Raw genomic sequence first — 24,837 nt, 5'->3', positions numbered from 1 at the left:
GTTCCATTATGGGGCGCGCTCGGCGGCCGCGTTCCCATGATGCGTCAAGGACCGGCTCGTAGAATCGGCCCCATGACCGAGACCCGATGGCTGTCCCCCGAGGAGCGAGAGGCCTGGCTGGCGCTCGTCTCCATCATGTTCACGCTGCCCGGCAGCATCGAGTCCCAGCTGCAGGCGGAGGCGGACCTCAGCCTCGCCGAGTACCTGGTGCTCGCGATGCTCTCGGAGGCCCCCGACCGGCGGCGGCGCATGTCGGACCTCGCGACGGCCACCAACACCTCCCAGTCCCGGCTGTCCCGGATCGTCGCACGCCTCGAGCGCGACGGCCTGGTGGTGCGCGCGGGCGGCGAGAAGGACAAGCGCGTGGTGCTCGCCGAGATCACCGACCGCGGTCTGGAGCGGGTCGAGCAGGTGGCCCCGGGCCACGTGGAGCACGTCCGGCGGACCGTGATCGACCGGCTAACGCCCGTCCAGGTGCAGCAGCTCGCCCTGATCGGCCGGATGGTCGACGACTCCGCGTCCGGTCCCACGGCCCGGGAGCTGGCCTCGGACCAGCCGTGACGGCCGGCACCCGCCGGCAATAAACTTGACGAGGAAAGTAGTTCTGCCCTACAGTTGTGACATGTCCACAACTCAGGTGCCGCAGCGCACGTCCCCCGTCCGTTCCTCCGCCCCCGCCGCCGACTCCTCCGCGGCCTCCCTGGGCCTGACCGTCCTGCGCGTCGTCCTCGGCGTCACGTTCCTCCTGCACGGCTGGCAGAAGTTCACCGAGTGGACCCTCGCCGGCACCCAGGCCGCCTTCGCCCAGATGGGCGTCCCGGCGGCCGAGCTCGCCGCACCGGTGGTCGCCGTGCTCGAGCTCGTGGGCGGGCTGATGCTCCTCCTGGGTCTCGGCACCCGCGTGGTCGCCGCCCTGCTCGCCCTCGTCATGCTGGGCGCGCTCGTGCTCGTGCACCTGCCCGCGGGCTTCTTCGTGGCCGACGGCGGGATCGAGCTCGTCCTGCTGCTCGCCGCCGCGTCCGCCCTCTTCGCCCTGGCCGGTGCCGGCCGCTGGTCGCTGGACCACGTCATTGCGGCGAAGCGCCGCGGGGCCGCCCGCGCCTGATCCCGCCCGAGCCCTCGTCCGGGGACGCCGTGCCACCGGAACGACGAGCCCCCGGCCCAGCAGCACCCTGCGGGCCGGGGGCTCGTCGTCGTCCCGGTGCCGCACTCCGTGCCGTCCTCCAGCGCCGATCTCCCGCACCGGCGCCCCGCACGGGCTGTCCCCGCGCGGAGGGCCCGTGCGGGGAGCCGGGTCCGGCTCCGGCGGCGCTGCGCCGCGGCGAATGCGGAGGTGTCGGCGCGGACGCGTAAAATCGTTCCCGGCGCGGCGCGCACGAGACCACCACCACGAGACCACCACGGGGCCGCGCCGGATCCAGCGCGGGTGTTCCCCCGCAGATCGGGGCAGGCCCATGAGCATGCAGAACTCGCCGTACATGGTGCTGTGGCGCACCGTCCAGGGCCAGGAGGTCAAGGACCGGAAGATCGACCGCGGCACGCTCCGGCGCATCGTCGCCTTCGCGCGCCCGCACCGGTCGCGGCTCACGGTGTTCCTGGTCGTCTCGGTGCTCACGGCCCTGCTCGGCGTGGTCACCCCGATCCTGGCCGGTGACGTGGTGCGCGCCATCAACGCCGGGGACGAGGTCTCCGTGGTGGTGTGGCTCGCGGTGGCCATCGCGGTGGTGGCGATCGTGGACGCGGGGCTGAACGTCCTCAACCGGTGGCTGTCCTCCCTGATCGGGGAGGGGCTCATCCTGGACCTGCGCACGGCCGTCTACGACCACGTGCAGCGGATGCCGATCGCCTTCTTCACCCGCACGCGCACGGGCGCCCTGGTCTCGCGGCTCAACAACGACGTCATCGGCGCCCAGCGGGCGTTCTCCAACACGCTCTCGGGCGTGGTGAGCAACGTCGTCTCCCTGATCCTCACGGTGATCGTCATGGTCTCGATCTCGTGGCAGGTCACCGCGCTGTCCGTGCTCCTGCTGCCGATCTTCCTGGTCCCGGCACGGGCCATGGGCGGACGGCTGGCGAGCCTCCAGCGGGAGGCCGCCCAGCACAACGCGTCCATGTCCACGCAGATGACCGAACGGTTCTCGGCCGGCGGCGCCACCCTGGTCAAGCTCTTCGGCCGGCCCGACGCCGAGGCGGCCGAGTTCGAGCGCCGCGCCGGCCGCGTCCGGGACATCGGCGTGCGGGTGGCGATGCTGCAGACCGTGTTCGTCACGGCCCTCACGCTGGTCTCCGCGCTCGCCCTCGCCCTGGTCTACGGGCTCGGCGGCGCACAGGCGATCCTCGGCAACCTGGACGCGGGCGCGGTGGTGACCCTCGCCCTGCTGCTCACCCGGCTGTACACTCCGCTGACCATGCTCGCCAACGCCCGGATGGACGTCATGAGCGCCGTGGTGAGCTTCGAGCGGGTCTTCGAGATCCTCGACCTCGTCCCCCTGATCCAGGAGCGGCCCGGAGCCCGGGCGCTGCCGGCCGGCCCGGCGTCGGTGGAGTTCGACGACGTCCGGTTCGCCTACCCCTCCGCCGAGGAGGTCTCGCTGGCCTCGCTCGAGGACGTGGCGGTGCTCGACGGCCGGGGCGGCGAGGAGGTGCTGCACGGGGTGAGCTTCACCGTGCTGCCCGGGCAGACGGTGGCTCTCGTGGGCTCCTCCGGCGCGGGCAAGTCGACCATCGCCCAGCTCGTCGCCCGGCTCTACGACGTCACCTCGGGGGCCGTGCGGATCGGCGGGACGGACGTGCGGGACGCCACCTTCGCCTCGCTGCGGGAGACCATCGGGATGGTGACCCAGGACGGGCACCTGTTCCACGAGTCGATCCGGGACAACCTCGCCCTGGTGCGGCCGGAGGCCACGGACGACCAGCTGTGGGACGCGCTGGCCCGGGCCCGGATGGAGCACGTGATCCGCTCCCTCCCGGACGGGCTGGACACCGTGGTGGGCGAGCGCGGCTACCGGCTCTCGGGCGGGGAGCGGCAGCGGCTGACGATCGCCCGCCTGCTCCTCGCGGCCCCGCGCGTGGTGATCCTCGACGAGGCCACGTCGGCGCTGGACTCCACCAACGAGGCCTACGTCCAGGCGGCCCTGGGCGAGGCGATGGCGGGGCGCACCGCCCTGGTCATCGCCCACCGGCTCTCGACCATCCGCTCCGCCGACCAGATCCTGGTGGTCGAGGACGGCCGGATCGTGGAGCGCGGCCGGCACGCCGAGCTGCTCGCCGGAAGCGGGCGCTACGCGGAGCTGTACGAGACGCAGTTCGCGGACCAGGAGGTCTGACCCGTGCTCGAGGACGCCGCGGCCCTCCTCGGCGTGGACGCCCCCGGGGCGCTGGCGGTGGTGGCCTCGGCCGTGGGGATCTACCTGGCGTTCCTGCTCATGGTGCGGCTCTTCGGCCAGCGCGTGCTCTCCCGGCTGTCGACCTTCGACGCGGTCGTGGCGGTCATGCTCGGCGCCGTGGCCGGGCGCGCGGTCCTGGGGGACACGCCCACCCTCGCCGCGGGCGTCCTGGGGCTCGGCACGCTGTTCGCGCTCGAGGCGGCCTTCGGCCAGCTCCGCGCGGGGATCCGCGTGTCGGCGCTGATGAACAACCAGGCGGTCCTGCTGATGGCCGGCGGGCGGGTGCTGGAGGCCAACCTCCGCCGGGTCCACGTGGTGGAGTCGGAGCTCTTCGGGGCTCTGCGGAAGGCGGGCGTGCGCAGCCCCGGCGAGATCGCGTGCGTGGTCTTCGAGGCCTCCGGCACGATCAGCGTCCTGCGGCGCGGCACGCCGCTCGACCCCCGGCTGCTCGCCGGCGTCAGGGACGCCCACCTGGTCCCGGAGGAGCTGCTGGGGGACCCGGACCGGGACTGAGTCCCGCCGCGCCCCGTTCGCGAAGCGCTCTCTCCGCAGCGCACCCTGTGCCGAGGCTCCGTTCGCCGCGCGCCTCGCATCGTGCGGCCCTGTCTCCCGTGTGTCCGGCCCCGGTGCCGGGGGCCGGGGCGGCCTCACCGGGCGGCCGGAGCGAGCTCGGTCACCACCTCGCCGGTCGCGGTCGAGTCGTCGCGCAGCATCCAGCCCATGCGCTTGTGGGTGCGGACCCCCACGTCGGACTCCACGACCTGGACCCCCGGTGCGGCGGCCTGCAGCTCCGCCTCGACGTCGAAGATGTCCCCGGGGGTGCGCAGCCAGAGCAGGAACGTGAGGTTGGTGTCGCCGGTGGTCGAGGCGCACAGGCGCAGCGTCCGGTAGGTGCGCAGGGTGCGCACGGCCGCCTCGAGCTGCGCCGGCGGGACCCGGACGTACCACTGGCACGACACCGGGTAGCCGGAGTACTGCTGGGCCAGTTCGCAGCGGAGGGCGACGAGGCCGGTCTCGAGCGCCTGGCGCAGGTGCCGGGCGGCCGTCGTCGGATGGGTGCCCGTCGCGGCCGCGATCTCGGCGGCGGAGGCGCGCCCGTCGCCCTGGAGCACGGCCGTCAGCTCCTCGAGGCGGGCGGGAACGGCGCCGTGGGGACGGTGCGCCTCCGTCCGCAGGGCGCCCACGCGGCGCTGCTGCTCCGGGGAGAGGACGTCCAGGCGCCAGTTGTTGCCGATCGCGTGGAGCCGGGTGGCCACCGTGAGCTGGGCCCGCAGGATCGCCGGGTCCGCCCGCACCAGCGGCAGCACGTCCTGGGTCATCTGCTCCCAGCTGCGGGTGAGGACGGTGAGCCGGACGTCCCAGGCGCGCGCCGACTCCTCCACGGTGCCGATCTCCGGCACGGCGCACAGCCGCTCCAGCACCTCGGCCCGGCGGCCCGGGCGGCACTCGAGGCCGATGAAGGTGGCGCAGCCCTGCGTGCCGGAGGTGCCGAGGTGGGCGGTGACCCAGGTGCGGCCGTCGGCCCGCAGCCGGTCCCAGCGAGCGGCGAGGGTGCTGGGGTGGCGGCCGAGCGCGGTCCCCAGCTGGGTCCAGGTCGCCCGCGGAGCGATCTGCAGGGCATGGACGAGCTCCAGGTCCTCCACGGGCAGTTCCATGCTGGTTCCTTCGGTCAGAAGTGCAATCTGTGCAGGATTTCCAGGATATCCGCTCGAGGTGATCGGCGTCACGTCACGCTCGGAGAAAGCACCCGGCGGCGATGGACACCCCGGGTCCCCGCCCTCCTCCGCCACCGATCCGACCACCACTGGGAGCTCCCATGAAACTGCGCACCGTTGTCGACGGCGCCTCCACCGACATCCTGTCCGTGGCGAACCTGCCCGTGCTGTGGATCTGCGCCCTCGGCGTCTTCGCCGTCATCGTCGTCCAGACCCTCATCTACGTCCGGGCCGCCCGCACGGCGGCTCCCGCCGCCGGGGTGAGCCCCGCCGAGCTCAGGACGTCCTTCCGCGCCGGGGCGGTCTCGGCGGTCGGCCCGTCCCTGGCCGTGGCGCTCGTCGCCGTGGCGCTGCTGACCGTCTTCGGCACCCCGGCCGTGCTCGTGCGGATCGGGCTGATCGGGTCGGTCTCCTTCGAGACCGGTGCCGCCAGCATCGCCGCGGGCAGCATGGGCGCCGATCTCGGCGGTCCCACCTACACGCAGGGCGTGTTCGCCGTGGCGTTCATGGCGATGAGCCTGGGCGGGGCGATGTGGATGCTCGCCACGCTGATCCTCACCCCGCTGCTCAAGCGCGGCGACGTCAGCCTGCGCAAGGTCAATCCCGCGGTGATGACGGTGGTCCCCGGGGCGGCCCTGCTCGCGGCCTTCTTCGCCCTCGGCCTCGGGGAGCTGCCCAAGTCCGGCAACCACGTGGTGGCCTTCCTCGTCTCCGCGGCCACGATGGCCGCCTTCCTGGGGATCGCCAAGGTGCTCCGGCGCCAGTGGGTCCGCGAGTGGGCCCTGGGCATCGCCATCCTGACCGCCCTGGTCGTCACCTACTTCACCGTCGGCGCCGGCGTCTTCCCCAGCGCCTGAGCCCGCGCCCGAGACCACCGAAGGACTCCGCCATGACCACCGTGACCCACACCGACTCCGCCCTGCAGCGCTTCGACGCGACCACCGCCCGCTGGGGCCGTCTGACGATGATCGCCGGGCTGGTCTTCGCCCTGGCCGGCCCCGCCTACCTCGTCCTCTTCAGCGGCCTGGACGTGGACCAGGCCCGGATCTGGACCGCCCTGCTGGCCATTGCCGGCACCTTCGGGGTGCTCTGGATCGTGGAGCCGCTGACCTACTACCCGATCCTGGGCCAGGCCTCGATGTACCAGGCGTTCATGATCGGCAACATCTCCAACAAGCTGCTGCCCTCGGCGCTGATCGCCCAGGCGGCCATCGGCGCCAAGCCGGGCACCCGGCGCGGTGAGCTCGCGGCGGTGATGGCCATCGGCGGCGCGGCGACGGTGCACCTCGTCTCGCTGCTGGTCTTCGTCGGCGTCCTCGGGACCTGGCTGGTCAGTGTCGTCCCGGCCGACGTCGTGGCCGTGGTCCAGACCTACATCCTGCCCTCGGTCCTCGGCGCGGTGCTCGTGCAGGCGATCGTCTCCACGCGCAGCCTGCGCATGACGGTCATCGCCGGCGTCGTCTCCGCCGCCGTCGTGTTCGTCCTCGTGCCCACCATCCCCTCGCTCGCCTTCTTCGGGACCGCCATCGCGGTGATCAGCACCGCCGTGCTGGCGTGGTTCCTGCGCGACCGCTCCGCCCCGGCCGCCCCGGTCGCGGACAAGGTGCAGGACCCCGCGGACGAATTCCCCATCGACTAGTGCCGTTCCCTCGAAAGGACCCCCACGCCATGAGCACCACCACGGACCTGACGCCGACCGACGAGCTGCGCCGGCAGATGCACCAGCTGTACCGCGAGCTGCACGCGAGCCCGGAGCTGTCCATGCAGGAGCACGCCACCGCGGCCCTGGTCGAGCAGCGGCTCGCTGCCCTGGGCATCGAGAACTTCCGCTGCGGCGGCACCGGCGTCGTCGGGGTGCTGCGCAACGGCGACGGGCCCACGGTGGCCTTCCGCGCCGACACCGACGGCCTGCCGCTGGCCGAGGACACCGGCGTGGACTACGCCAGCACGGCCACCGGGCGGCTGGAGGACGGGACCGAGGTCCCCGTGATGCACGGCTGCGGCCACGACACCCACGTGGCTGTGCTGCTCACGGCCGCCGAGCTGCTGGCCGGGGCGCGCGAGGCCTGGGCCGGGACCGTGGTGCTGATCTTCCAGCCGGGGGAGGAGACCGCCGCCGGCGCCCGGGCCATGCTCGAGGACGGCCTGTGGGAGCGGGCACCGCTGCCGGAGGTCGTCCTCGGCCAGCACGTGATGCCCTCCCGGGCGGGCACGGTCAGCTACTCGGTGGGCGACGCCATGGCGCTGGCCGACTCGTGGCGGGTGACCGTGCACGGCGAGGGGGCGCACGCGTCCCAGCCGCAGGACGCCACCGACCCCATCGTGCTCGGGGCGCACATGATCACCCGGATCCAGACCATCGTCTCCCGCGAGATCGACGCGCGCCGGGCCGCGGTGGTCACCGTCGCGACCTTCCACGGCGGGCTGAAGGAGAACATCATCCCGGCGTCGGCCGAGTTCACGCTCAACGTGCGCACCTTCGATCCCGCCGTCCGGGAGCACGTGCTGGGCGCGCTGCGGCGGATCATCGCCGCGGAGGCGGCCGCCTCCGGCGCCCCGGAGCCGGAGATCGAGGAGATCTCGACCTTCCCCCGCAACTACAACGACCCCGGGGCCACCACCGCTCTCGTCGAGCGGTTCCGGCAGGTGCTGGGGGAGGACAACGTGCTGGAGATCGAGCCGCCGATGGGCTCGGAGGACTTCGGTGCCCTCGGCGCGGCGATCGGCGTGCCCTCGGTGTTCTGGATGTTCGGCGGCCACGACGACGCCACCCTCGCGGGAGAGGGCCCTGTGCCGGTGAACCACTCCCCGTACTTCGCCCCGGTGATCGAGCCGACCCTCTCCACCGGGCTGCGGGCCGCCCTCACCGCGATCCTCTCCCGCGTGGGCCGCTGACCGAGGGCCCGTGCCGGCGGCCTCCGGGCTCCCGCGGCGGTGCGAGGACGCCGGCCCGGTTCCGGGAGGAACCGTGCCGGCGTTCGCACGTGCTCGGCCGGGACGGGCTCAGCACTCCACGACGTTGACGGCGAGTCCGCCCAGGGCGGTCTCCTTGTACTTGTGGCTCATGTCCTTGCCGGTCTCGCGCATGGTCACGATGACCTCGTCGAGGCTGACCCGGTGGGTGCCGTCGCCCCACATCGCCATCTTGGCCGCGTTGATCGCCTTGGCCGCGGCGATCGCGTTGCGCTCGATGCAGGGGATCTGCACGAGTCCGCCGATCGGGTCGCAGGTCAGCCCGAGGTTGTGCTCCATGGCGATCTCCGCGGCGTTCTCCACCTGGGCGGGCGTCCCGCCCAGGATCTCGGCGAGGCCGCCGGCCGCCATCGAGGACGCGGAGCCGACCTCGCCCTGGCAGCCGACCTCCGCCCCGGAGATCGAGGCCTGCTCCTTGTAGAGCACCCCGACCGCCCCGGCGGTGAGCAGGAAGCGGACCACGATGTCGCGCCTGGCCGCCTCGAGCGCCTCGGGGCCCTCCGCGGCGGCGGCGCGGGCCGCGGGGGAGTAGTGGGTGGCGTAGAACAGCACCGCCGGGATGATGCCGGCGGCCCCGTTGGTGGGGGCGGTGACCACGCGCCCGCCGGAGGCGTTCTCCTCGTTGACCGCCAGGGCCACGAGGTTCACCCACTCGGGCCAGAAGCCGGGATCACGGTCCGGGTCCTCGGTGCGCAGCCGCCGGTGCCACTCGGGGGCGCGGCGGGCGACGTTCAGCCCGCCCGGCAGGGGGCCGGTGCGCCGCAGGCTGGAGTCCTTGCACTCCTCCATCACGGCCCAGATGTGCAGCAGCTGCTGCCGGATCTCGTCCTCGCCGCGCCAGGTCCTCTCGTTGGCCAGCATCACCCCGCTGATCGGCAGGCCGGTGCGCTCGCAGTGGGCCAGCAGCTCCCCGGCGGTGCGGAAGGGGTGGGGCACCTGGGCGCTGGCGGCGTCCAGGTCGGCCGCGGCGGCGTCCTCCTCGCCCTCCTGGACGATGAACCCGCCGCCCACGGAGAACCAGGTCTCGTCGGCCAGCACGGCGCCGGCGCCGTCCAGGGCCTGGAAGCGCACGCCGTTGGTGTGCCGCTCCAGGACCGTCAGCGGGTGCTGCACCATGTCCTCGACGCGGTAGGGGATGTCCTTGCGCCGCCCGAGGGCCGCGCACAGCCGCAGCGTCCCGGTGGCGGCGAGGTCGGCGAGCCGCTCGTCCACCTCGTCGGGCAGGACGGTCTCGGGGTCGTAGCCCTCCAGGCCGAGCAGGATCGCGGTGAAGGTGCCGTGACCGCGGCCGGTGGCGGCCAGGGACCCGTAGACGTCCACGCGCAGGTCCGCGGTGCGCTCCAGCAGGTCGCCCCCGGTCAGGGTCTCGGCGAAGCGTCGTGCGGCGCGCATGGGGCCGACGGTGTGGGAGCTCGAGGGGCCGATGCCCACGGTGAACAGTTCGAAGACGCTGATGGCCATGACGGTGATGCTCCAAAGGAGGGTGGTGCCCCGGTGCGGGGCGGGGTGGGTGGAACGGTCGTGGTGCGGGCCGGGGCCCGGCCCGCACCACGGTCCTCGGTGGTGCCCGGGTGCGGCTCCTGCTCAGCCCTCGCTCAGCGGGGCCAGCCCCGGGTACAGCGGGTGGTCCGCGGCCAGCTTCCGGACGCGTGCCCGGAGGTCGGACAGCACGGCCGGATCGGCGCTCGCCGTCCCGGTGTCCTCGGCTCCGGAACCCTCGGCGGCGGCGTTCGCCCCTGCGATGAGGGTCTCGGCGATGATGTCGGCGACCTCGGCGAAGCCCTCCGCGTCGAAGCCGCGGGTGGCCAGCGCGGGGGTGCCGATGCGCAGTCCCGAGGTGACCATCGGCGGGCGCGGGTCGAAGGGCACGGCGTTGCGGTTGACGGTGATCTCGACCTGGGCGAGCAGGTCCTCGCCCTGCCGGCCGTCCAGCGCCGAGCCCCGCAGGTCCACGAGGACCAGGTGCACGTCGGTGCCGCCGCTGACCACGCTGATCCCGGCGGCCGCCACGTCCGGGGACAGGAGGCGTTCGGCGAGGACCCGGGCGCCCTCGAGGGTGCGCTCCTGCCGGGCGCGGAACTCCTCGGTCGCGGCGATCTTGAACGCCACGGCCTTGCCGGCGATCACGTGCTCCAGGGGCCCGCCCTGCTGGCCCGGGAACACCGCCGAGTTGAGCTTCTTGGCGATCTCGGCCTCGTTGGACAGGATCAGGCCGCCGCGGGGCCCGCCGAGGGTCTTGTGGGTGGTGGAGGTGACCACGTGGGCGTGCGGCACCGGGCTGGGGTGCAGCCCGGCGGCCACGAGGCCGGCGAAGTGGGCCATGTCGACCATGAAGTAGGCCCCGACCTCGTCGGCGACGGCACGGAAGGCGGCGAAGTCCAATTGCCTCGTGTAGGCGGACCAGCCGGCGATGATCAGCTGCGGGCGGTGCTCCCGGGCGAGCCGGGCGACCTCCGCCATGTCGACCCGGTGGTCGTCCTCGGACACCCCGTAGGGCACGACCTGGTAGAGCTTGCCGGAGAAGTTGAGCTTCATCCCGTGGGTGAGGTGCCCGCCGTGGGCGAGGTTCAGGCCCAGGATGGTGTCCCCGGGCTTGATCAGCGCGTGCATGACCGCGGCGTTGGCCTGCGCCCCGGAGTGCGGCTGGACGTTCGCGAAGCCGGCGCCGAACAGGTCCTTGAGGCGGTCGACGGCCAGCTGCTCGATCACGTCCACGTGCTCGCAGCCGCCGTAGTAGCGGCGCCCCGGGTAGCCCTCGGCGTACTTGTTGGTCAGCACGGAGCCCTGGGCCTGCATCACGGCCACGGCGGTGTGGTTCTCCGAGGCGATCATCTCCAGGCCCTCGCGCTGCCGGCCGAGCTCCTGGTCGATCCGCGCGGCGATCTCGGGGTCGAGCTCGGCGAGGTCCGCGTCCAGGGTCCTGGCGTCCTGCCGCGTTCCCGGCTGTGCGCTCATGCCTGCTCCTCCTGGGCCTGCGCGTACTGCTCGGCGGTGAGCAGCTCGCCCTCCTCCGTGACCTCGACGGTGAACAGCCAGCCCTCGCCGTACGGGTCCGAGTTCACGAGACCGGGCTCGTCGACGACGGCCGCGTTGACCTCCGCCACGGTGCCGGAGACCGGGGCGAAGAGCTCCGAGACGGACTTGGTGGACTCCACCTCGCCGCAGACCTCGCCGGCGGTGACGGTGGCGCCGGCCTCGGGCAGGTCGAGGTAGACGACGTCGCCGAGGGCGTCGACGGCGACCGCGGACAGGCCGACCTTCACGGGGGAGGACTCGTCCACCCATTCGTGCTCGGCGGAGTAGCGCAGGTGGGAGGGGATGGTGCTCATGATCGGGAGCCTTTCAGCAGGAGGGGACGACGACGGGTGGTGGAACGGGGTGCCGGCGCTGGCCGGGTCACTGCCCGCGCTGGTAGAAGGGCAGGGACACGACCTCGAACGGCGCCGGCTTGCCGCGCAGGTCGACCTGCACCTCCGTGCCCGGCTCGGCGTGCGCGTTGTCGACGTAGCCCATGGCGATGGGGTAGCCCAGGGTCGGGCTCAGCGCCCCCGAGGTGACCTCGCCGACGACCTCCCCGTCCACGCTGATCGGGTAGTGGCCGCGGGCCGCGCGCCGGCCCGCGCCGCGCAGGCCGACCAGCTTGCGCTCCGCCCCGGCGGCCTTGCGGGCCTCCAGTGCGGTGCGGCCCACGAAGTCCTCCTCCTTCTTGAAGGAGACGATCGGGCCGAGCCCGGCCTCGTAGGGGGTGAGCTCCCGGGTGAGCTCCTGGCCGTAGAGCGGCATCCCGGCCTCCAGGCGCAGGGAGTCGCGGCAGGCGAGCCCGCAGGGGATCAGCCCGTGGCCCTGCCCGCTCTCCAGGAGCGCCCGCCACAGCGCCACGGCCCGGTCCTCGGGCACGTAGAGCTCGAAGCCGTCCTCGCCGGTGTAGCCGGTGCGGGCGAGCAGCACGTCGATCCCCGCGACGGTGGCCGGTGCGGCGGAGTAGTACTTCAGCTCGGCGACCAGCTGCTGCTGCTCGGCGGGGACCAGCTCCTGCAGGACCGCCTGCGCGGACGGCCCCTGCACGGCGACCAGCGCGGTCCCGGCGGACTCGTCGGCCACGGTGACGTCGAAGCCGGCGGCCCGCTCCTGGAGGGCGGCGAGCACGGTCGGGGCGTTGCCGGCGTTGGGCACCACCAGGTACTCGTGCTCGGCCAGCCGGTAGCTGATCAGGTCGTCGATGATCCCGCCCTCGGGGGTGCAGATCAGCGAGTACTTGGCCCGGCCCACGGCGACGGCGGCGAGGTTGCCCACCAGGGCCGTGTTCAGGAAGGTCGCCGCGTCCGGGCCGGTCACCCGGATCTCGCCCATGTGGGAGAGGTCGAACAGGCCGGCGGCGCCGCGCACGGCGCGGTGCTCGGCCAGCTCGGAGCCGTACTTCAGGGGCATGTCCCAGCCGCCGAAGTCCGTGAAGGACGCCCCCAGCGCGGCGTGCTCGTCGTGCAGGGCGGTGTGTCTCGAGGTGGTGCTGACGCTCATGTCGGTGCCTCTCATGAAGGTGCGGTGCAGTCCGTGGCGGTGCGGCGCCGGATCAGTTCTCGAAGGCCTCGGGGGCCGGGCAGGAGCAGACCAGGTTGCGGTCCCCGGCGGCGCCGTCGATGCGGCCGACCGGCGGGAAGTACTTGTCCTGGCGCAGCTCCGGGACGGGGAACGCGCCCTGCTCGCGGGAGTAGCGGCGGTCCCAGTCGCTCGCGGCCACGACCTCGGCGGTGTGCGGGGCGTGGCGCAGCGGGCTCTCCTCGGCGGTGAGCTCGCCGCGGGCGACCTGCTCGATCTCCTCGCGGATGGTGGTCATCGCGGTGATGAACCGGTCGATCTCGGCCAGGTCCTCGGACTCGGTCGGCTCCACCATCAGGGTCCCGGCCACCGGGAAGGACAGGGTCGGGGCGTGGAAGCCGAAGTCGATCAGCCGCTTGGCCACGTCCTCCGCGGTCACCTTGGTGCGGGCCGTGAGCGCCCGCAGGTCCAGGATGCACTCGTGGGCGACCAGCCCGTTGTTGCCGGTGTAGAGCACCGGGAAGTGCTCGTCCAGCGCGGAGGCGACGTAGTTCGCCGTCAGCAGCGCCGTCTGCGTGGCCCGGGTGAGCCCGTCGCCGCCCATCATCGCGATGTAGGCCCAGGAGATCGGCAGCACGCCGGCCGAGCCGAACATCGTGGCCGAGATCGGGGCGCCGGCGGCACCGGCGGTCCCGGTGCCCGTGGCGTCGCCGGGCAGGAAGGGGGCCAGGTGGGCGGCCACGGCCACGGGCCCGACGCCGGGTCCGCCGCCGCCGTGCGGGATGCAGAAGGTCTTGTGCAGGTTCAGGTGGGACACGTCCCCGCCGAACTTCCCCGGCTGGGCCAGGCCGACCAGGGCGTTGAGGTTGGCCCCGTCGAGGTACACCTGGCCGCCGGCCTCGTGGACGGCGTCGCAGACCTGGCGCACGTCGGCGTCGTAGACCCCGTGGGTGGAGGGGTAGGTGATCATGATGGCGGCCAGCTGCTCGCGGTGGGCCTCGATCTTGGCGGCGAGGTCGGCGTGGTCGATCGTGCCGTCGCCGGCCGTCTTCACCACGACGACCTTCATGCCGGCCAGGACCGCGGAGGCGGCGTTGGTGCCGTGGGCCGAGGCCGGGATGAGGCAGACGGTGCGCTGCTCCTCGCCGCGGGACCGGTGGTAGCCGCGGATGGCCAGCAGGCCGGCGAGCTCGCCCTGGGAGCCGGCGTTGGGCTGGAGGGACACCGCCGCGTAGCCGGTGATCTCCTCCAGGCGGGACTCGAGGTCGGCGATCAGCTCGCGCCAGCCGGTGGTCTGGTGGGCCGGGGCCAGCGGGTGGATCGAGGCGAACTCGGGCCAGCTCATGGCGGCCATCTCGGCGGTCGCGTTGAGCTTCATGGTGCAGGAGCCCAGTGGGATCATCGTCCGGTCGAGGGCGAGGTCCCGGTTCTCCAGGCGCGTCAGGTAGCGCAGCATCTGCGTCTCGGAGCGGTGGGTGGAGAACACCGGGTGGGTGAGGAACTCCGTGCTGCGCCGCAGTCCCGCGTCCAGCTCGAGCCCGCGCGGCCCGGCGGCGACGGCCGCGGCCGCGTCCGCCACGCCGAAGGCCTCGGCGACGAGCACGAGGTGCTGCTCCGTGGTCGCCTCGTCGCAGGAGATCCCGACGTGGTCGGCGTCGACGTGGCGCAGGTTCACGCCGCGGGCCTCCGCCGCGCGGACCACCTGGTCGGCCCGGCCGGGGACCCGCACGGTGAGGGTGTCGAAGAACTGCTCCGCGACGAGCTCGTGACCGGCCCCCTGCAGCACGGTGGCCAGGGTCCGGGCGCGCTCGTGCACGCGCAGGGCGATGGCCTTCAGCCCGTCGGGGCCGTGGTACACGGCGTACATGCCGGCCACGACGGCCAGCAGCGCCTGGGCGGTGCAGATGTTGGAGGTGGCCTTCTCCCGGCGGATGTGCTGCTCGCGGGTCTGCAGCGCCAGCCGGTAGGCCGCCCGGCCCGTGGCGTCCTTGGAGACGCCCACCAGGCGGCCGGGGAGGTTCCGCTCCAGGCCGGTGCGCACCGCCATGTAGGCGGCGTGCGGGCCGCCGAAGAACAGGGGGACGCCGAAGCGCTGGGAGGAGCCCACCGCAATGTCCGCGCCCTGCTCGCCGGGCGGGGTGATGAGGGTCAGGGCCAGCAGGTCGGCGGCGACGGTGACCATCGCCCCGCGCTCCTTGGCCTCGGCGATCACCGCGGCGTGGTCGACGACCCGCCCGGAGACCCCGGGCTGCTGCAGGACCACGCCGGTGATCTCGCCCTCGGGCAGCCCCTCGCACAGGTCCACGACCTGCACGGCGAAGTTCAGCGCCTCGGCGCGGGCCTGCACCACGGCCAGGGTCTGCGGCAGGGTGTCGGCGTCGACGACGATCGCGCCGTTGCCGCGGGCCTTGTTGGCCCGGCGCATCAAAAGCACGGCCTCGACCACCGCCGTGGCCTCGTCCAGCAGCGAGGCGTTGGCCACCGGCAGCCCCGTGAGGTCGGCGACCATGGTCTGGAAGTTCAGCAGCGCCTCCAGGCGCCCCTGCGAGATCTCGGGCTGGTAGGGGGTGTAGGCGGTGTACCAGCCCGGGGACTCCAGCACGTTGCGCAGGATCACCGGGGGCGTGTGGGTGTCGTAGTAGCCCTGCCCGATCATCTGCACGGCGGTGGTGTTGCGGTCCGCGAAGGCGCGCAGCTGCTCGAGCACCTCCTGCTCGCTGAGCGCCTCCGGCAGGTCCAGCGGGGCGCTCTGCCGGATGTCGGCGGGCACGGCGGCGTCGGACAGGTCGTCGAGGTCGGCGCGGCCCACCCGGTCGAGCATGGTGCGGACGGCGTCGGAGCCGGCACCGATGTGCCGGTCGGCGAAGACCGTGGTGGAGGACGTGGTGTCGAGCTGGATCGTCATGAGGAACTCCCGGGTGCTGCACGCCAGGCCGGCGTGGATCGGTTCGAGTTCCTCCCCGCTCTGTCTGGGACCTGAGAGATTCCGCGGCCGGGGGCCGCTTGCACCGTCGGTGAGACCGGCGACGCGCGCCGGGCTGCTTTCCAGAGTTGCCGAACCGTGGTGGTACAGGGGCCTGAGAGTTTCCTGGGGAGGAATTGCTCCTACGGCGCCCGCCGGTCGTGGTGCACCGGCAGGACTCTCCCACCACAGTTCATGGGCGTCTTCTGTACCCCAGGATAGCCGGACCCGGAAAGGGGTGTCCACCGTCACGCGGCCGGGGCGGTCCCCGGCGGGGTTCCTCGAGCACGCGGTGCGGCCCGCGGCGGGGTTCCTCGAGCACGCGGTGCGGCCCGCGGCGGGCGCCGCGGGCCCCGTCCTGCGGGCTCGTGCCCGGCGGGTCGGCCGGACGCCGCCGCGGGCCGCCCCGGCCCCGGGAAGGCGCCCGGCGGCTCAGCCCCGGACGGACCAGAAGCGGCGGTCGCGGTCCCACTGCACCGTGCCGCCGTGGGTCTTGCGGAACGCCGCGAGGACCTCCTTGCTGATCCCGGTGTGGCCGTTCTCCAGGGTCCGGACCCACTCCGGCCCGAAGGTCTCGGGGATGTCCTGGACAGCCTGGTCCTGGGACAGCCGTCCCTCCGTCCGGATGCGGTCGATCATCCAGTCGGCGATGTCCTGTGCGCTCGTCATGCCCCGAGCCTACGCGGGTCCGCGCCGCCGAGCTCCCGGTCCGGCGCTCAGGCCAGCTGCACCACGGTGCGGGCGTCCGCGTCCCAGCGGCGCAGGGCCACCGCGCGCAGCGGCTCGGGGTGCGGGGCCAGGACGTCCAGGGCGGCCGCCACCTGCTCCGGGCGCATCCGGCGCGCCAGGGTGACGTGCGGCGTCCAGGCACCGGGCTGCGAGGTGCGCGCCTGCCCGGGGACCGCGCCCACGGCGTCGCAGACCCGCCGGTGCAGCTCGAGCAGCTCGGGGGTGGTCACGACCTGCCGGACCACCACGTAGCCGCCCCGGCCCGGGCCGAACAGCAGCACGCCCGCGCTGGCCAGCGGCAGGTCCACGAACCCGGCGGCCGCGGCGACCCGCTCGTCGATCCCCGGCACGGTCTCCGGGGCCAGGGACGGTGCGGCCACCAGGGTGATGTGGGGCCGGTTGGACTCGGAGCGGTGCCGGCCGGAGCTGGGCAGCCCCGCCGCGGTCAGCCGGTCCCAGTCGGCGCGCACGGCCGCCTCGGCGTCCTCGCCGAGCAGCAGCTCCAGGCTGTGCATCGTCCACCTCCTCGCGCGTCGGCCGGAGCCCCCGCGGGTGCTGCTCCGGTGGGCGCGAGTCTAGCGGGGCGTCCGAAGCGCTTGCCTATACTGGCCGGACGGCAACGGGAGGACCTCCATGACCGACATCGCGATCCGCTTCGCGGGCGCCGGCAAGACGTACCCGGACGGGACCACGGCCGTCGAGGCCCTCGATCTCGAGATCCCCCGCGGGTCGCTCACCGTGTTCGTGGGGCCCTCGGGCTGCGGGAAGACCACGTCCCTGCGGATGATCAACCGCATGGTGGAGCCGACCTCCGGCACCGTCACGGTGGAGGGCCGGGACGTGACGTCCGTGCCGGCCCACGAGCTGCGGCGTTCCATGGGCTACGTCATGCAGCAGTCGGGGCTCCTGCCGCACCGGACCGTGGTGGACAACATCGCCACCGTCCCGCGGCTCAACGGCGTGCCGAAGAAGCAGGCGCGGGAGCGGGCCCGTGAGCTGCTGGCCACCGTGGGGCTCGACGAGGCCCTGGGGACCCGCTATCCCTCCCAGCTCTCGGGCGGGCAGCAGCAGCGCGTGGGGGTGGCCAGGGCGCTGGCCGCCGACCCGCCGGTCCTGCTGATGGACGAGCCGTTCTCCGCCGTGGACCCCGTGGTGCGCCAGGAGCTGCAGCGGGAGCTCCTCGACCTGCAGCACCGCCTGCACCGCACCATCGTGTTCGTCACCCACGACATCGACGAGGCGATCCTGCTCGGCAACCGGGTGGCCGTCTTCGCCACGGGCGGCCGGCTGGCGCAGTACGCCACTCCGGAGGAGCTGCTGCGCGCGCCCGCCGACGACTTCGTGGCGGACTTCGTGGGCCGGGACCGCGGCTTCCGCTCGCTGACCTTCGACTCGGCCCACGACATCCCCGTGCACCCCGTGGCCACCGTGCGCCCGGACGGCGCGCCGGGCGTGGCCGGGGCCGGGGACGGTCCCGTCCCCGACGGGTGGACGCTGCGGATCGACGACGACGGCGCCCCGCGCGGCTGGGTGCGGCCCGGCGCGGAGGACGACCCCGTGGTCGGCGGCACCCTGCACCGGCCCGGCAGCTCCCTGCGCAGCGCCCTGGACGCGGCCCTGTCCTCGCCGTCCGGCCTGGCCGTGGTCGTCGACGAGGCCGGCCGGGCGGTCGGGATCATGCAGCCGGGGGAGATCATCGCGGCCATCGAGGACGCGCGGCTCGGCGGACGGGCGCCCCGATGAACTGGACGAGCCGGAACTGGCCCTACGTCCTGGAGCTCACGGGCACGCACCTCGTCCAGTCGGTGTTGCCGCTGCTGCTCGGCGCGCTGATCGCGGTCCCGGTGGCCCGGCTCGCGGCCCGCAACCGCACGCTGCGCCCGGTGTTCGTCACGGGCTCCTCGCTGCTCTACACGATCCCGTCGCTGACCCTGTTCGTGGTGCTGCCCCTGGTCCTCGGCACGCAGATCACCTCGGTGGTGAACGTGGTCGTGGCGCTGACCATCTACGTGGTGGCCATCCTGGTGCGCTCCTCCGTGGACGCCTTCGAGTCCGTGGACCGGGACGTCCTGCAGGCCTCGACCGCGATGGGCTACCGCCCGCTGCGGCGCTTCTTCGCGGTCGAGCTGCCGCTCGCCGTGCCGGTGCTGGTCGCCGGGCTGCGGGTGGCCTCCGTCAGCAACATCTCCATGGTCAGCGTGGGCGCCGTCATCGGGGTGCAGTCCCTCGGCACCCTGTTCACCGACGGGCTGCGCCGGTCCATCCTCGAGGAGATCGCGGTCGGCATCGTGCTGACCGTGGTCCTGGCCGTGCTCATCGACCTCGTGCTGCGGGGGGCCGGCCACGCGCTGACGCGCTGGCAGCGGGCGGGCGCGGCCCCGGTCCCGCGGGTGCGCCGGGGGGCGGTCGCATGAGCCTCTTCGGCACCGCCCTGGCGTGGCTGACCGACCCCGAGAACTGGTCCGGGTCCGGCGGCATCCCCGCCCGGCTCCTCGAGCACCTGACGTACAGCGGCATGACCCTGGCCGTCGCCCTGGCCGTGGCGGTCCCGCTGGGCCTGTGGGTGGGGCACACGGGGCGCGGGTCCGGCGTCGTCGTCGGCCTGGCGGGTGCGCTGCGCGCCCTGCCCACGCTGGGCCTGCTCACCCTCTTCACCCTGCTGCTGGGGCTCGGGCTGGTGCCGCCGATCATCGCGCTCGTCCTGCTGGCCGTCCCGCCGATCCTCTCGGGCACCTACGCCGGGATCGCGAACGTGTCCCCGGCCCTCAAGGACGCCGGGGCGGCGATGGGGATGACCGGGAGCCAGGTGCTGACCCGCGTGGAGGTGCCCAACGCGCTGCCCGTGATCCTGGGCGGGATCCGCAACGCCGCCCTGCAGGTCGTGGCGACCGTGACCGTGGTCGCCTACATCAACCTCGGCGGCCTCGGCCGCTACCTCATCGACGGCCTCGCGGTGCGCGACTACGACCGCATGCTCGGCTCCGTGGTGCTCGTGGCGGTCCTCGCGCTGGCCGTGGACGCCGTCCTGGCGCTGGCGCAGCGGCTGTCCACCTCGCCGGGGCTGCGCCTGGCCGCCCCCTGACCGCCCGACCTCCCGTGCCACCGACCGACAGGAGAACCACCATGACCACCGCTCCCGCGCTCCGCCGCCGCGCCGCCGCCCCCGCCGCGGGCGCCGCTCTGCTCCTGGGCCTCACCGCCTGCGGAGGCGGCGGCGACCCCCTCGCCGGGGACGGGGGCTCCGAGGAGGGCAGCACCGAGACCGTGACCGTGGGCTCGGCGGACTTCCCGGAGAGCCAGATCGTGGCCGAGCTCTACGCCGGGGCGCTGGAGTCCGCCGGGGTCGGGACGGAGACGTCCCTGGGCATCGGGGCCCGCGAGGCCTACGTGGGGGCGGTGCAGGACGGGTCCGTGGACGTGGTCCCGGACTACTCCGGCAACCTGCTGCTCTTCGCGGACCCGGAGGCCACCGCGAGCTCCGCCGAGGAGATCATGGACGCTCTGCCGGACGCCCTCCCGGAGGGGCTCACCGTGCTGGAGCCGGCCGAGGCGCAGAACAAGGACGCGATGGTGGTCACCCCGGAGACCGCCGAGCAGTACGGGCTGACGAGCATCGCCGACCTGGCCGAGGTCTGCGACCAGCTCGTGATCGCCGGTCCGCCCGAGTTCGCGGAGCGGGCCTACGGCCTCGACGGCCTCGAGCAGAACTACGGGTGCGTGCCGGCCTCCTTCGAGCCGATCAACGACGGCGGCGGCCCCCTGACCGTCGAGGCCCTGCTCAACGGCGACGTGGACGTCGCCGACATCTTCACCACCACCCCGGCGATCGCCGACAACGACCTCGTGGTGCTGGAGGACCCGGAGAACAACTTCATCGCCCAGCAGGTCCTGCCGCTGGCCGCGGCGGACCGGCTGCCCCAGGAGGCGGTGGACGCCCTCAACGAGCTGTCCGGCAAGCTCAGCACCGAGGACCTCATCGACCTGAACCGCAAGGTCAGCGGCGACCAGCCGGTCAGCCCGGCCGCCGCCGCCGAGGAGTGGCTCGCCGCCAACGGCTACTGAGCCCGGCCGCCGGAGCCGCCCCGTGCCCCGGGCGGCCGCGCCACCGGGGCACGGAGGCCGGGCGCGCCCGTCGGCGTGCGGGGCCGCTGCCGCGGCCGGCGACGACGCCGCCGTGGCGGCCGCGCTGCACAGGGTTCTCCACACGCACAGCGGTCCGTCCCGGGGGCCCGGGCGGTCGGCCGGCCCGCGACGGCGCGGCGCCGGCGGGCCCGCTCCACAGTGTCCCCAGGACTCGTCCACACCTGTGGACAACTCTGTGCACAGGGATGTGGAGGCACGCCCGGTCATCCGGTGAAAAGCCGGGGGCGCATCAGTATGCTGAGGGGCGGACCGCTCCCGCCCGCCGGCGGGGGACAGGATCCAGACCATCCGAGGGCTCGTCGTCAAGGAGGATCTCGAGTTCGGAGACCGCCTCACCCCAGGGGTGGACGACCGAAGGAGCAGTGTGCCGAACACCAGTACGCCCGGGATCCCGGGCCTGTCGCCGGAGAACCAGGCACGCGTGATCACCGCGTGCGTACGCCAGAAGGTGCAGGAGGGCCGGCCGGCGGACCTGCCGGGCACGGGGTGGGCGGACTTCGACCGCCGGTTCGACGAGCACTTCCCCCGGCTGACGCTGCTCTTCGCCGAGGTCTACGGCCACCGCGAGGACTTCCTGGAACAGCTGACCGGGCTCGGGCTGCAGCTGGCCCGCTCGTGGGCCGAGCGCCCCGACGACCTCAAGGCCCTGGACGCGCGGCGCGAGCAGGACCCCGCGTGGTTCGGCGCCCGGCAGATGCTCGGCGGAGTCTGCTACGTGGACCGGTACGCGGGGAACCTGCAGGGGATCCGCGAGCAGATCCCCTACTTCCGGGAGCTGGGTCTCACCTACCTCCACCTCATGCCCCTGTTCGAGGCGCCGGAGGGCAACTCGGACGGCGGCTACGCGGTCTCGTCCTACCGCCGCGTGGATCCGGCGCTCGGGACCATGGAGGAGCTCGCCGAGCTGAGCCGCGAGCTGCGCCGGAACGGGATCAGCCTGGTCCTCGACTTCGTCTTCAACCACACGTCCGACGAGCACGAGTGGGCGCGCCGGGCCGCCGCGGGGGAGCGGGAGTACGAGGACTACTACTGGATCTTCCCGGACCGCACCGTCCCGGAGCAGTTCGAGCGCACCACCCGGGAGATCTTCCCGGACGACCACCCCGGCTCCTTCACCCGGATCCGCGCCACCGAGGAGGACCCCCGGTGGGTGTGGAGCACCTTCTACTCCTTCCAGTGGGACCTCAACTACACCAATCCCGCCGTCTTCCGGGCGATGGCCGCCGAGCTGCTCTTCCTCGCCGCCCAGGGCGTCGAGGTGCTCCGCATGGACGCCGTCGCGTTCATCTGGAAGCAGCTGGGCACCACGTGCGAGTCCCTGCCCCAGGCCCACGTGCTGCTGCGCGCCTACAACGCGCTGTGCCGGATCGCCGCGCCGGCCGTGCTGTTCAAGTCCGAGGCGATCGTCCACCCGGACGAGGTCGCCCGGTACATCGAGCCCGGCCAGTGCCAGCTCTCGTACAACCCGCTGCAGATGGCCCTGACCTGGGAGGCGATGGCCACCCGGGAGCCGAAGCTGCTGGCGCAGGCCCTCGAGGAGCGCCACGCCCTCCCGCCCGGCACGGCGTGGGTGGACTACGTGCGCGGCCACGACGACATCGGCTGGACGTTCTCGGACGAGGACGCCGCCCGGCTCGGCGTGGACGGCCACGACCACCGCCGCTTCCTCAACGCCTTCTACACCGGACGCCACCCCGGCAGCTTCGCGGACGGCGTCCCGTTCCAGGAGAACCCCCGCACGGGGGACTGCCGCGTGTGCGGGACCACGGCGTCCCTGCTCGGCCTCGCCGAGGACCCGGGGCCCGCGGTGGACCGCGTCCTGCTCGCGCACTCCGTCGCGATGAGCACCGGCGGCGTCCCCCTCCTGTACCTGGGGGACGAGGTCGGCCAGCTCAACGACCCCGCCTGGAACGAGGACCCGGCCCACGCCGGCGACGCCCGGTGGGTGCACCGCCCGCCGCGGCCCGTCCAGGACTACGAGCGCCGCCACGAGCTGTTCTCCGTGCAGGGCCGGATCTTCGGGGGCATCCGCCGGATGGTCGAGCTGCGCCGGAACTCCCCGGAGTTCGACGGCAACACGCTCGTCCCGTTCGACTCGCGCAATCCCCACGTGCTCGGCTACCAGCGCCCCGGCGGCAACACCGTGGTGCTGTGCCTGGCCAACTTCTCCGACTGGTCCCAGTTCGTCACGGGCGAGACCCTCTCCGGGTTCCTGCCCCAGGCCGTCGAGCTGCACGGCAACACGGAGCTCGACCTGCGGCACGGACTGCTGCTCGACGCCCACGGGTTCCTCTGGATCCGCGTGGTCCCGAAGCACTGACCCCGTGAGCGCGTGGCTGGTGCTGGTGCTCTCGGGCGTCCTCGAGGCGGTGTGGGCCTCCGCGCTCGCGGCCTCGGACGGGCTGCGCCGTCCCGTGCCCGCCGCGGTGTTCGTCGTGACCGTCGCCGTGAGCCTGGCCGGCCTGGCCTACGCCATGGCCGAGCTGCCCACGGGCACGGCGTACGCCGTCTGGGTGGGCATCGGCGCGGCCCTGACCGTGGCTTGGTCGATGCTGACCGGCCGTGAGTCCGCGACCCCCTTCAGGATCCTGCTGGTGCTCGGCATCGTCGGCTGCGTGATCGGGCTCAAGGTTGTCGGCTGAGCCCGGGCCGGCCGTGCGGGACCGGCGCGCCCGCGCCTGGACCCTGCTGGTGGTCAGCGGGGTCCTGGAGGCGGTCTGGGCCACCGCGCTCGGGGCGGCCGAGGGCTTCTCCCGGCCGGGCCCCAGCCTGCTGTTCGCCGTGTCCCTCGTGCTGAGCATGCTCACCCTGGCGCGCGCCGCCCGGGTGGTGCCGATGGGCACCGCCTACGCCGTGTGGACGGGCATCGGCGCCGTGCTCACGGTCGCGTGGGCGGCCGGCACCGGGCAGGAGCAGCTCTCCTGGGCGAAAGCCCTCTTCCTGGCGGGGATCGTCGCGTGCGTCGTGGGCCTGCACGCGGCCGACCGGCCGGCCGGGGCGGAGGACGGGTGAGCCGGGACCGCGGGGCGGGCGCACACCTCATGCTCGTGCTCACCGCCACGATGGCGGTGGGCCCGCTGCTGACCCACAGCCTCTCCGCGATGAGCCCCCTCGTGATCCAGGACCTGCAGCTCACGGAGACGCAGTTCGGGCTGCTCGCCACCACGACCTTCCTCGTGGCCGCCCTCACCGCGGTGCGCACGGGCCGCTGGGCGGACCGGCTGACCGCCCGCACCCTGCTGGTCGTGATGTTCGGCGGGGCCGCGCTGGCCATGCTGCTCACCGCCGCCGCGCCGGGCTACACCGTGCTGCTCCTGGCCATGGTGCTGTCGGGGCTCGGGCAGGTCATGGCCAATCCGGCGACCAACCGGCTCATCCGCCTGCACGTGCCCGCCGCACGGCGTGCGAGCTGGCTCGGGATCAAGCAGGCCGGCGTGCAGGCCTCGCAGCTCGTGGCGGGCCTGACCTTCCCCGCGCTCGGCCTGCTGCTCGGCTGGCGCACCGCCGTCCTGGTGGCGGTGGGCGTGGTGCTGCTCCTGCTCGTGCACGGCTGGTGGACGGTCCCCGACAACCACGCGGGCACCCCGGCGGGACGCGCGTCCCGGACGGCGTCCCGGTCCGGGACGGCACCGCGGTCCCGGACCCGGGCGGCCCTCACCTCCTGGGCGCCCCTCCGGTCCTGGGCCGCCCGCCGCTCCCGGAGCGCGCCGGCGCCCCCCTCCCGGCCGGCGCGGCCCCCGATGCCCGGCGTCGTCCGCGCGTACGCGGCGGCCGCGGCCCTCACGGGGCTGGGGGCCCAGGCCGCCAATGTCTACCTGCCCCTGTACGCGCACCGGGAGCTGGGCCTCGACGTCGTCACCGCCGGGGCCACCGTGTCCGTCTCCGCGCTCGTGGGCATCGCCTCGCGCGTGCTGTGGGCCCGCGTGATGGACCGCCCGCGCGCGGACGGCTTCGTCCTGCTCGCCGGCATGGCCCTGGGGGCCGCCGCGAGCGCCGTGGTGCTGATCCTGGCGCCCCTGCACCCCGGACTCGGCTGGGCGGTGTGGCCGGCGGCCGTCCTGCACGGAGGCGCGGCGCTCGCGGTGAGCGTGGTGGTGATGTCCGGGGCGATGCGCGCCGTGCCCGCCGAGCGGGTGGGGGCCTCCACCGGCGTGGTGACCATGGGCCTGTACGGCGGCTTCTGCGCCGGCCCGCTCGTCCTCGGCGGTCTGCTCCAGCTCACGGGCTCCTTCGCGGTGGGCTGGGCCGTGGTGCTCGCCGGCTACCTGGCCTGCGCGGGGCTCGCCGTCCTCGTGCGCTCGCGCGCACGCCGCTAGGACGTCCCCCGTCCGGGGGTGCTCCCGCCGGATCCCGGCCCGGTGACGTTCCCGTTCCGGCGGGCCGGGAGGCCCTG

23 protein-coding genes and 1 riboswitch are annotated in these 24,837 nt (G+C 73.8%); of the genes, 15 read left to right on the top strand and 8 right to left on the bottom strand.

The window, feature by feature from the left end; genetic code table 11:
- The first annotated feature begins 72 nt into the window (after positions 1–72).
- The 4 genes from RCG67_RS00705 to RCG67_RS00690 all read left to right on the top strand — a co-directional run bounded on the left by RCG67_RS00705 (position 73) and on the right by RCG67_RS00690 (position 3,899).
- On the top strand, positions 73–561 hold the full coding sequence (locus RCG67_RS00705) for a MarR family winged helix-turn-helix transcriptional regulator (protein WP_368824385.1): 489 nt from the start codon (positions 73–75) through the stop codon (positions 559–561).
- 61 nt (positions 562–622) lie between these two features.
- Complete coding sequence (locus RCG67_RS00700) at positions 623–1,105, top strand: DoxX family protein (RefSeq protein WP_368824384.1); 483 nt, start codon at positions 623–625, stop codon at positions 1,103–1,105.
- Positions 1,106–1,454: 349 nt separating this feature from the next.
- On the top strand, positions 1,455–3,326 hold the full coding sequence (locus RCG67_RS00695; protein ID WP_368824383.1) for an ABC transporter ATP-binding protein: 1,872 nt from the start codon (positions 1,455–1,457) through the stop codon (positions 3,324–3,326).
- A gap of 3 nt (positions 3,327–3,329) precedes the next feature.
- Entirely contained in the window at positions 3,330–3,899 is a 570-nt protein-coding gene (locus RCG67_RS00690; RefSeq protein ID WP_368824382.1) for a DUF421 domain-containing protein, read from the top strand.
- 134 nt (positions 3,900–4,033) lie between these two features.
- On the opposite strand, the gene RCG67_RS00685 is transcribed toward RCG67_RS00690, so the two are convergent.
- Entirely contained in the window at positions 4,034–5,041 is a 1,008-nt protein-coding gene (locus RCG67_RS00685) for an AsnC family transcriptional regulator (RefSeq protein WP_368824381.1), read from the bottom strand.
- A gap of 161 nt (positions 5,042–5,202) precedes the next feature.
- Between RCG67_RS00685 and RCG67_RS00680 the strand changes: the two genes are divergently transcribed.
- From RCG67_RS00680 to RCG67_RS00670, 3 genes are read left to right on the top strand one after another with little or no spacing between them, the layout of a single operon-like run.
- On the top strand, positions 5,203–5,958 hold the full coding sequence (locus RCG67_RS00680; protein WP_368824380.1) for a DUF5058 family protein: 756 nt from the start codon (positions 5,203–5,205) through the stop codon (positions 5,956–5,958).
- 32 nt (positions 5,959–5,990) lie between these two features.
- Positions 5,991–6,740 (top strand): hypothetical protein, encoded by a 750-nt coding sequence (locus tag RCG67_RS00675; protein ID WP_368824379.1) that lies wholly within the window; start codon positions 5,991–5,993, stop codon positions 6,738–6,740.
- 29 nt (positions 6,741–6,769) lie between these two features.
- On the top strand, positions 6,770–7,996 hold the full coding sequence (locus RCG67_RS00670) for an amidohydrolase (RefSeq protein ID WP_368824378.1): 1,227 nt from the start codon (positions 6,770–6,772) through the stop codon (positions 7,994–7,996).
- Between the two features lie 108 nt (positions 7,997–8,104).
- Here RCG67_RS00670 and RCG67_RS00665 read toward each other — a convergent pair whose 3' ends face one another.
- The 7 genes from RCG67_RS00665 to RCG67_RS00635 all read right to left on the bottom strand — a co-directional run bounded on the left by RCG67_RS00665 (position 8,105) and on the right by RCG67_RS00635 (position 16,816).
- Positions 8,105–9,535 (bottom strand): L-serine ammonia-lyase, encoded by a 1,431-nt coding sequence (locus tag RCG67_RS00665; protein ID WP_368824377.1) that lies wholly within the window; start codon positions 9,533–9,535, stop codon positions 8,105–8,107.
- Positions 9,536–9,658: 123 nt separating this feature from the next.
- The gene (gene glyA, locus RCG67_RS00660; protein WP_368824376.1) at positions 9,659–11,029 is read right to left on the bottom strand and encodes a serine hydroxymethyltransferase; all 1,371 of its coding nucleotides are present in this window, start codon (positions 11,027–11,029) and stop codon (positions 9,659–9,661) included.
- Complete coding sequence (gene gcvH, locus RCG67_RS00655; RefSeq protein ID WP_058873331.1) at positions 11,026–11,403, bottom strand: glycine cleavage system protein GcvH; 378 nt, start codon at positions 11,401–11,403, stop codon at positions 11,026–11,028. The genes glyA and gcvH overlap by 4 nt, the downstream gene beginning before the upstream one ends.
- Positions 11,404–11,470: 67 nt before the next feature.
- On the bottom strand, positions 11,471–12,592 hold the full coding sequence (gene gcvT, locus RCG67_RS00650) for a glycine cleavage system aminomethyltransferase GcvT (RefSeq protein WP_368824375.1): 1,122 nt from the start codon (positions 12,590–12,592) through the stop codon (positions 11,471–11,473).
- A gap of 52 nt (positions 12,593–12,644) precedes the next feature.
- Entirely contained in the window at positions 12,645–15,515 is a 2,871-nt protein-coding gene (gene gcvP, locus RCG67_RS00645; RefSeq protein WP_368824374.1) for an aminomethyl-transferring glycine dehydrogenase, read from the bottom strand.
- Between the two features lie 150 nt (positions 15,516–15,665).
- Positions 15,666–15,768, bottom strand: a riboswitch (glycine riboswitch).
- Positions 15,769–16,004: 236 nt separating this feature from the next.
- A complete protein-coding gene (locus tag RCG67_RS00640) occupies positions 16,005–16,241 on the bottom strand; it encodes a DUF6953 family protein (protein ID WP_058873334.1) in 237 nt (78 codons plus the stop codon).
- A 47-nt stretch (positions 16,242–16,288) separates the two neighbouring features.
- Positions 16,289–16,816 (bottom strand): 2'-5' RNA ligase family protein, encoded by a 528-nt coding sequence (locus RCG67_RS00635; RefSeq protein ID WP_058873335.1) that lies wholly within the window; start codon positions 16,814–16,816, stop codon positions 16,289–16,291.
- Between the two features lie 118 nt (positions 16,817–16,934).
- On the opposite strand from RCG67_RS00635, the gene RCG67_RS00630 reads away from it, so the two are divergent.
- The 8 genes from RCG67_RS00630 to RCG67_RS00595 all read left to right on the top strand — a co-directional run bounded on the left by RCG67_RS00630 (position 16,935) and on the right by RCG67_RS00595 (position 24,760).
- Positions 16,935–18,044: an ABC transporter ATP-binding protein gene (locus RCG67_RS00630; protein WP_368824373.1), complete on the top strand. Its 1,110-nt coding sequence runs from the start codon at positions 16,935–16,937 to the stop codon at positions 18,042–18,044.
- The gene (locus tag RCG67_RS00625; protein ID WP_368824372.1) at positions 18,041–18,715 is read left to right on the top strand and encodes an ABC transporter permease; all 675 of its coding nucleotides are present in this window, start codon (positions 18,041–18,043) and stop codon (positions 18,713–18,715) included. Before RCG67_RS00630 ends, RCG67_RS00625 begins: the two co-directional genes overlap by 4 nt.
- Entirely contained in the window at positions 18,712–19,383 is a 672-nt protein-coding gene (locus RCG67_RS00620; RefSeq protein ID WP_368824371.1) for an ABC transporter permease, read from the top strand. Before RCG67_RS00625 ends, RCG67_RS00620 begins: the two co-directional genes overlap by 4 nt.
- Before the next feature lie 41 nt (positions 19,384–19,424).
- Positions 19,425–20,363, top strand: coding sequence for an ABC transporter substrate-binding protein (locus tag RCG67_RS00615; protein WP_368824370.1), 939 nt, complete (start codon positions 19,425–19,427; stop codon positions 20,361–20,363).
- Between the two features lie 445 nt (positions 20,364–20,808).
- The gene (locus tag RCG67_RS00610; RefSeq protein WP_438612624.1) at positions 20,809–22,764 is read left to right on the top strand and encodes an amylosucrase; all 1,956 of its coding nucleotides are present in this window, start codon (positions 20,809–20,811) and stop codon (positions 22,762–22,764) included.
- 4 nt (positions 22,765–22,768) lie between these two features.
- Complete coding sequence (locus RCG67_RS00605; protein ID WP_368824369.1) at positions 22,769–23,086, top strand: DMT family transporter; 318 nt, start codon at positions 22,769–22,771, stop codon at positions 23,084–23,086.
- A complete protein-coding gene (locus tag RCG67_RS00600) occupies positions 23,076–23,456 on the top strand; it encodes a DMT family transporter (protein WP_368824368.1) in 381 nt (126 codons plus the stop codon). The genes RCG67_RS00605 and RCG67_RS00600 overlap by 11 nt, the downstream gene beginning before the upstream one ends.
- Positions 23,453–24,760 (top strand): MFS transporter, encoded by a 1,308-nt coding sequence (locus RCG67_RS00595; protein WP_368824367.1) that lies wholly within the window; start codon positions 23,453–23,455, stop codon positions 24,758–24,760. Before RCG67_RS00600 ends, RCG67_RS00595 begins: the two co-directional genes overlap by 4 nt.
- Positions 24,761–24,837 lie beyond the last annotated feature (77 nt).

It is taken from the genome of Kocuria cellulosilytica, assembly GCF_040981245.1.
Classification (GTDB): Bacteria; Actinomycetota; Actinomycetes; order Actinomycetales; family Micrococcaceae; genus Kocuria; species Kocuria cellulosilytica.
The sequence above is the reverse complement of the archived record's forward strand: the minus strand, read 5'-3'. Positions and strand labels throughout refer to the sequence as shown.

What these genes read in the sequence shown, in the direction of transcription:
- RCG67_RS00705 (WP_368824385.1), top strand. Translation starts at nt 73, where the DNA reads ATGACCGAGACCCGATGGCTGTCCCCCGAGGAGCGAGAGGCCTGGCTG.
- RCG67_RS00700 (WP_368824384.1), top strand. Translation starts at nt 623, where the DNA reads ATGTCCACAACTCAGGTGCCGCAGCGCACGTCCCCCGTCCGTTCCTCC.
- RCG67_RS00695 (WP_368824383.1), top strand. Translation starts at nt 1,455, where the DNA reads ATGAGCATGCAGAACTCGCCGTACATGGTGCTGTGGCGCACCGTCCAG.
- RCG67_RS00685 (WP_368824381.1), bottom strand. Translation starts at nt 5,041, where the DNA reads ATGGAACTGCCCGTGGAGGACCTGGAGCTCGTCCATGCCCTGCAGATC.
- RCG67_RS00680 (WP_368824380.1), top strand. Translation starts at nt 5,203, where the DNA reads ATGAAACTGCGCACCGTTGTCGACGGCGCCTCCACCGACATCCTGTCC.
- RCG67_RS00675 (WP_368824379.1), top strand. Translation starts at nt 5,991, where the DNA reads ATGACCACCGTGACCCACACCGACTCCGCCCTGCAGCGCTTCGACGCG.
- RCG67_RS00670 (WP_368824378.1), top strand. Translation starts at nt 6,770, where the DNA reads ATGAGCACCACCACGGACCTGACGCCGACCGACGAGCTGCGCCGGCAG.
- RCG67_RS00665 (WP_368824377.1), bottom strand. Translation starts at nt 9,535, where the DNA reads ATGGCCATCAGCGTCTTCGAACTGTTCACCGTGGGCATCGGCCCCTCG.
- glyA (WP_368824376.1), bottom strand. Translation starts at nt 11,029, where the DNA reads ATGAGCGCACAGCCGGGAACGCGGCAGGACGCCAGGACCCTGGACGCG.
- gcvH (WP_058873331.1), bottom strand. Translation starts at nt 11,403, where the DNA reads ATGAGCACCATCCCCTCCCACCTGCGCTACTCCGCCGAGCACGAATGG.
- gcvT (WP_368824375.1), bottom strand. Translation starts at nt 12,592, where the DNA reads ATGAGCGTCAGCACCACCTCGAGACACACCGCCCTGCACGACGAGCAC.
- gcvP (WP_368824374.1), bottom strand. Translation starts at nt 15,515, where the DNA reads ATGACGATCCAGCTCGACACCACGTCCTCCACCACGGTCTTCGCCGAC.
- RCG67_RS00640 (WP_058873334.1), bottom strand. Translation starts at nt 16,241, where the DNA reads ATGACGAGCGCACAGGACATCGCCGACTGGATGATCGACCGCATCCGG.
- RCG67_RS00635 (WP_058873335.1), bottom strand. Translation starts at nt 16,816, where the DNA reads ATGCACAGCCTGGAGCTGCTGCTCGGCGAGGACGCCGAGGCGGCCGTG.
- RCG67_RS00630 (WP_368824373.1), top strand. Translation starts at nt 16,935, where the DNA reads ATGACCGACATCGCGATCCGCTTCGCGGGCGCCGGCAAGACGTACCCG.
- RCG67_RS00625 (WP_368824372.1), top strand. Translation starts at nt 18,041, where the DNA reads ATGAACTGGACGAGCCGGAACTGGCCCTACGTCCTGGAGCTCACGGGC.
- RCG67_RS00620 (WP_368824371.1), top strand. Translation starts at nt 18,712, where the DNA reads ATGAGCCTCTTCGGCACCGCCCTGGCGTGGCTGACCGACCCCGAGAAC.
- RCG67_RS00615 (WP_368824370.1), top strand. Translation starts at nt 19,425, where the DNA reads ATGACCACCGCTCCCGCGCTCCGCCGCCGCGCCGCCGCCCCCGCCGCG.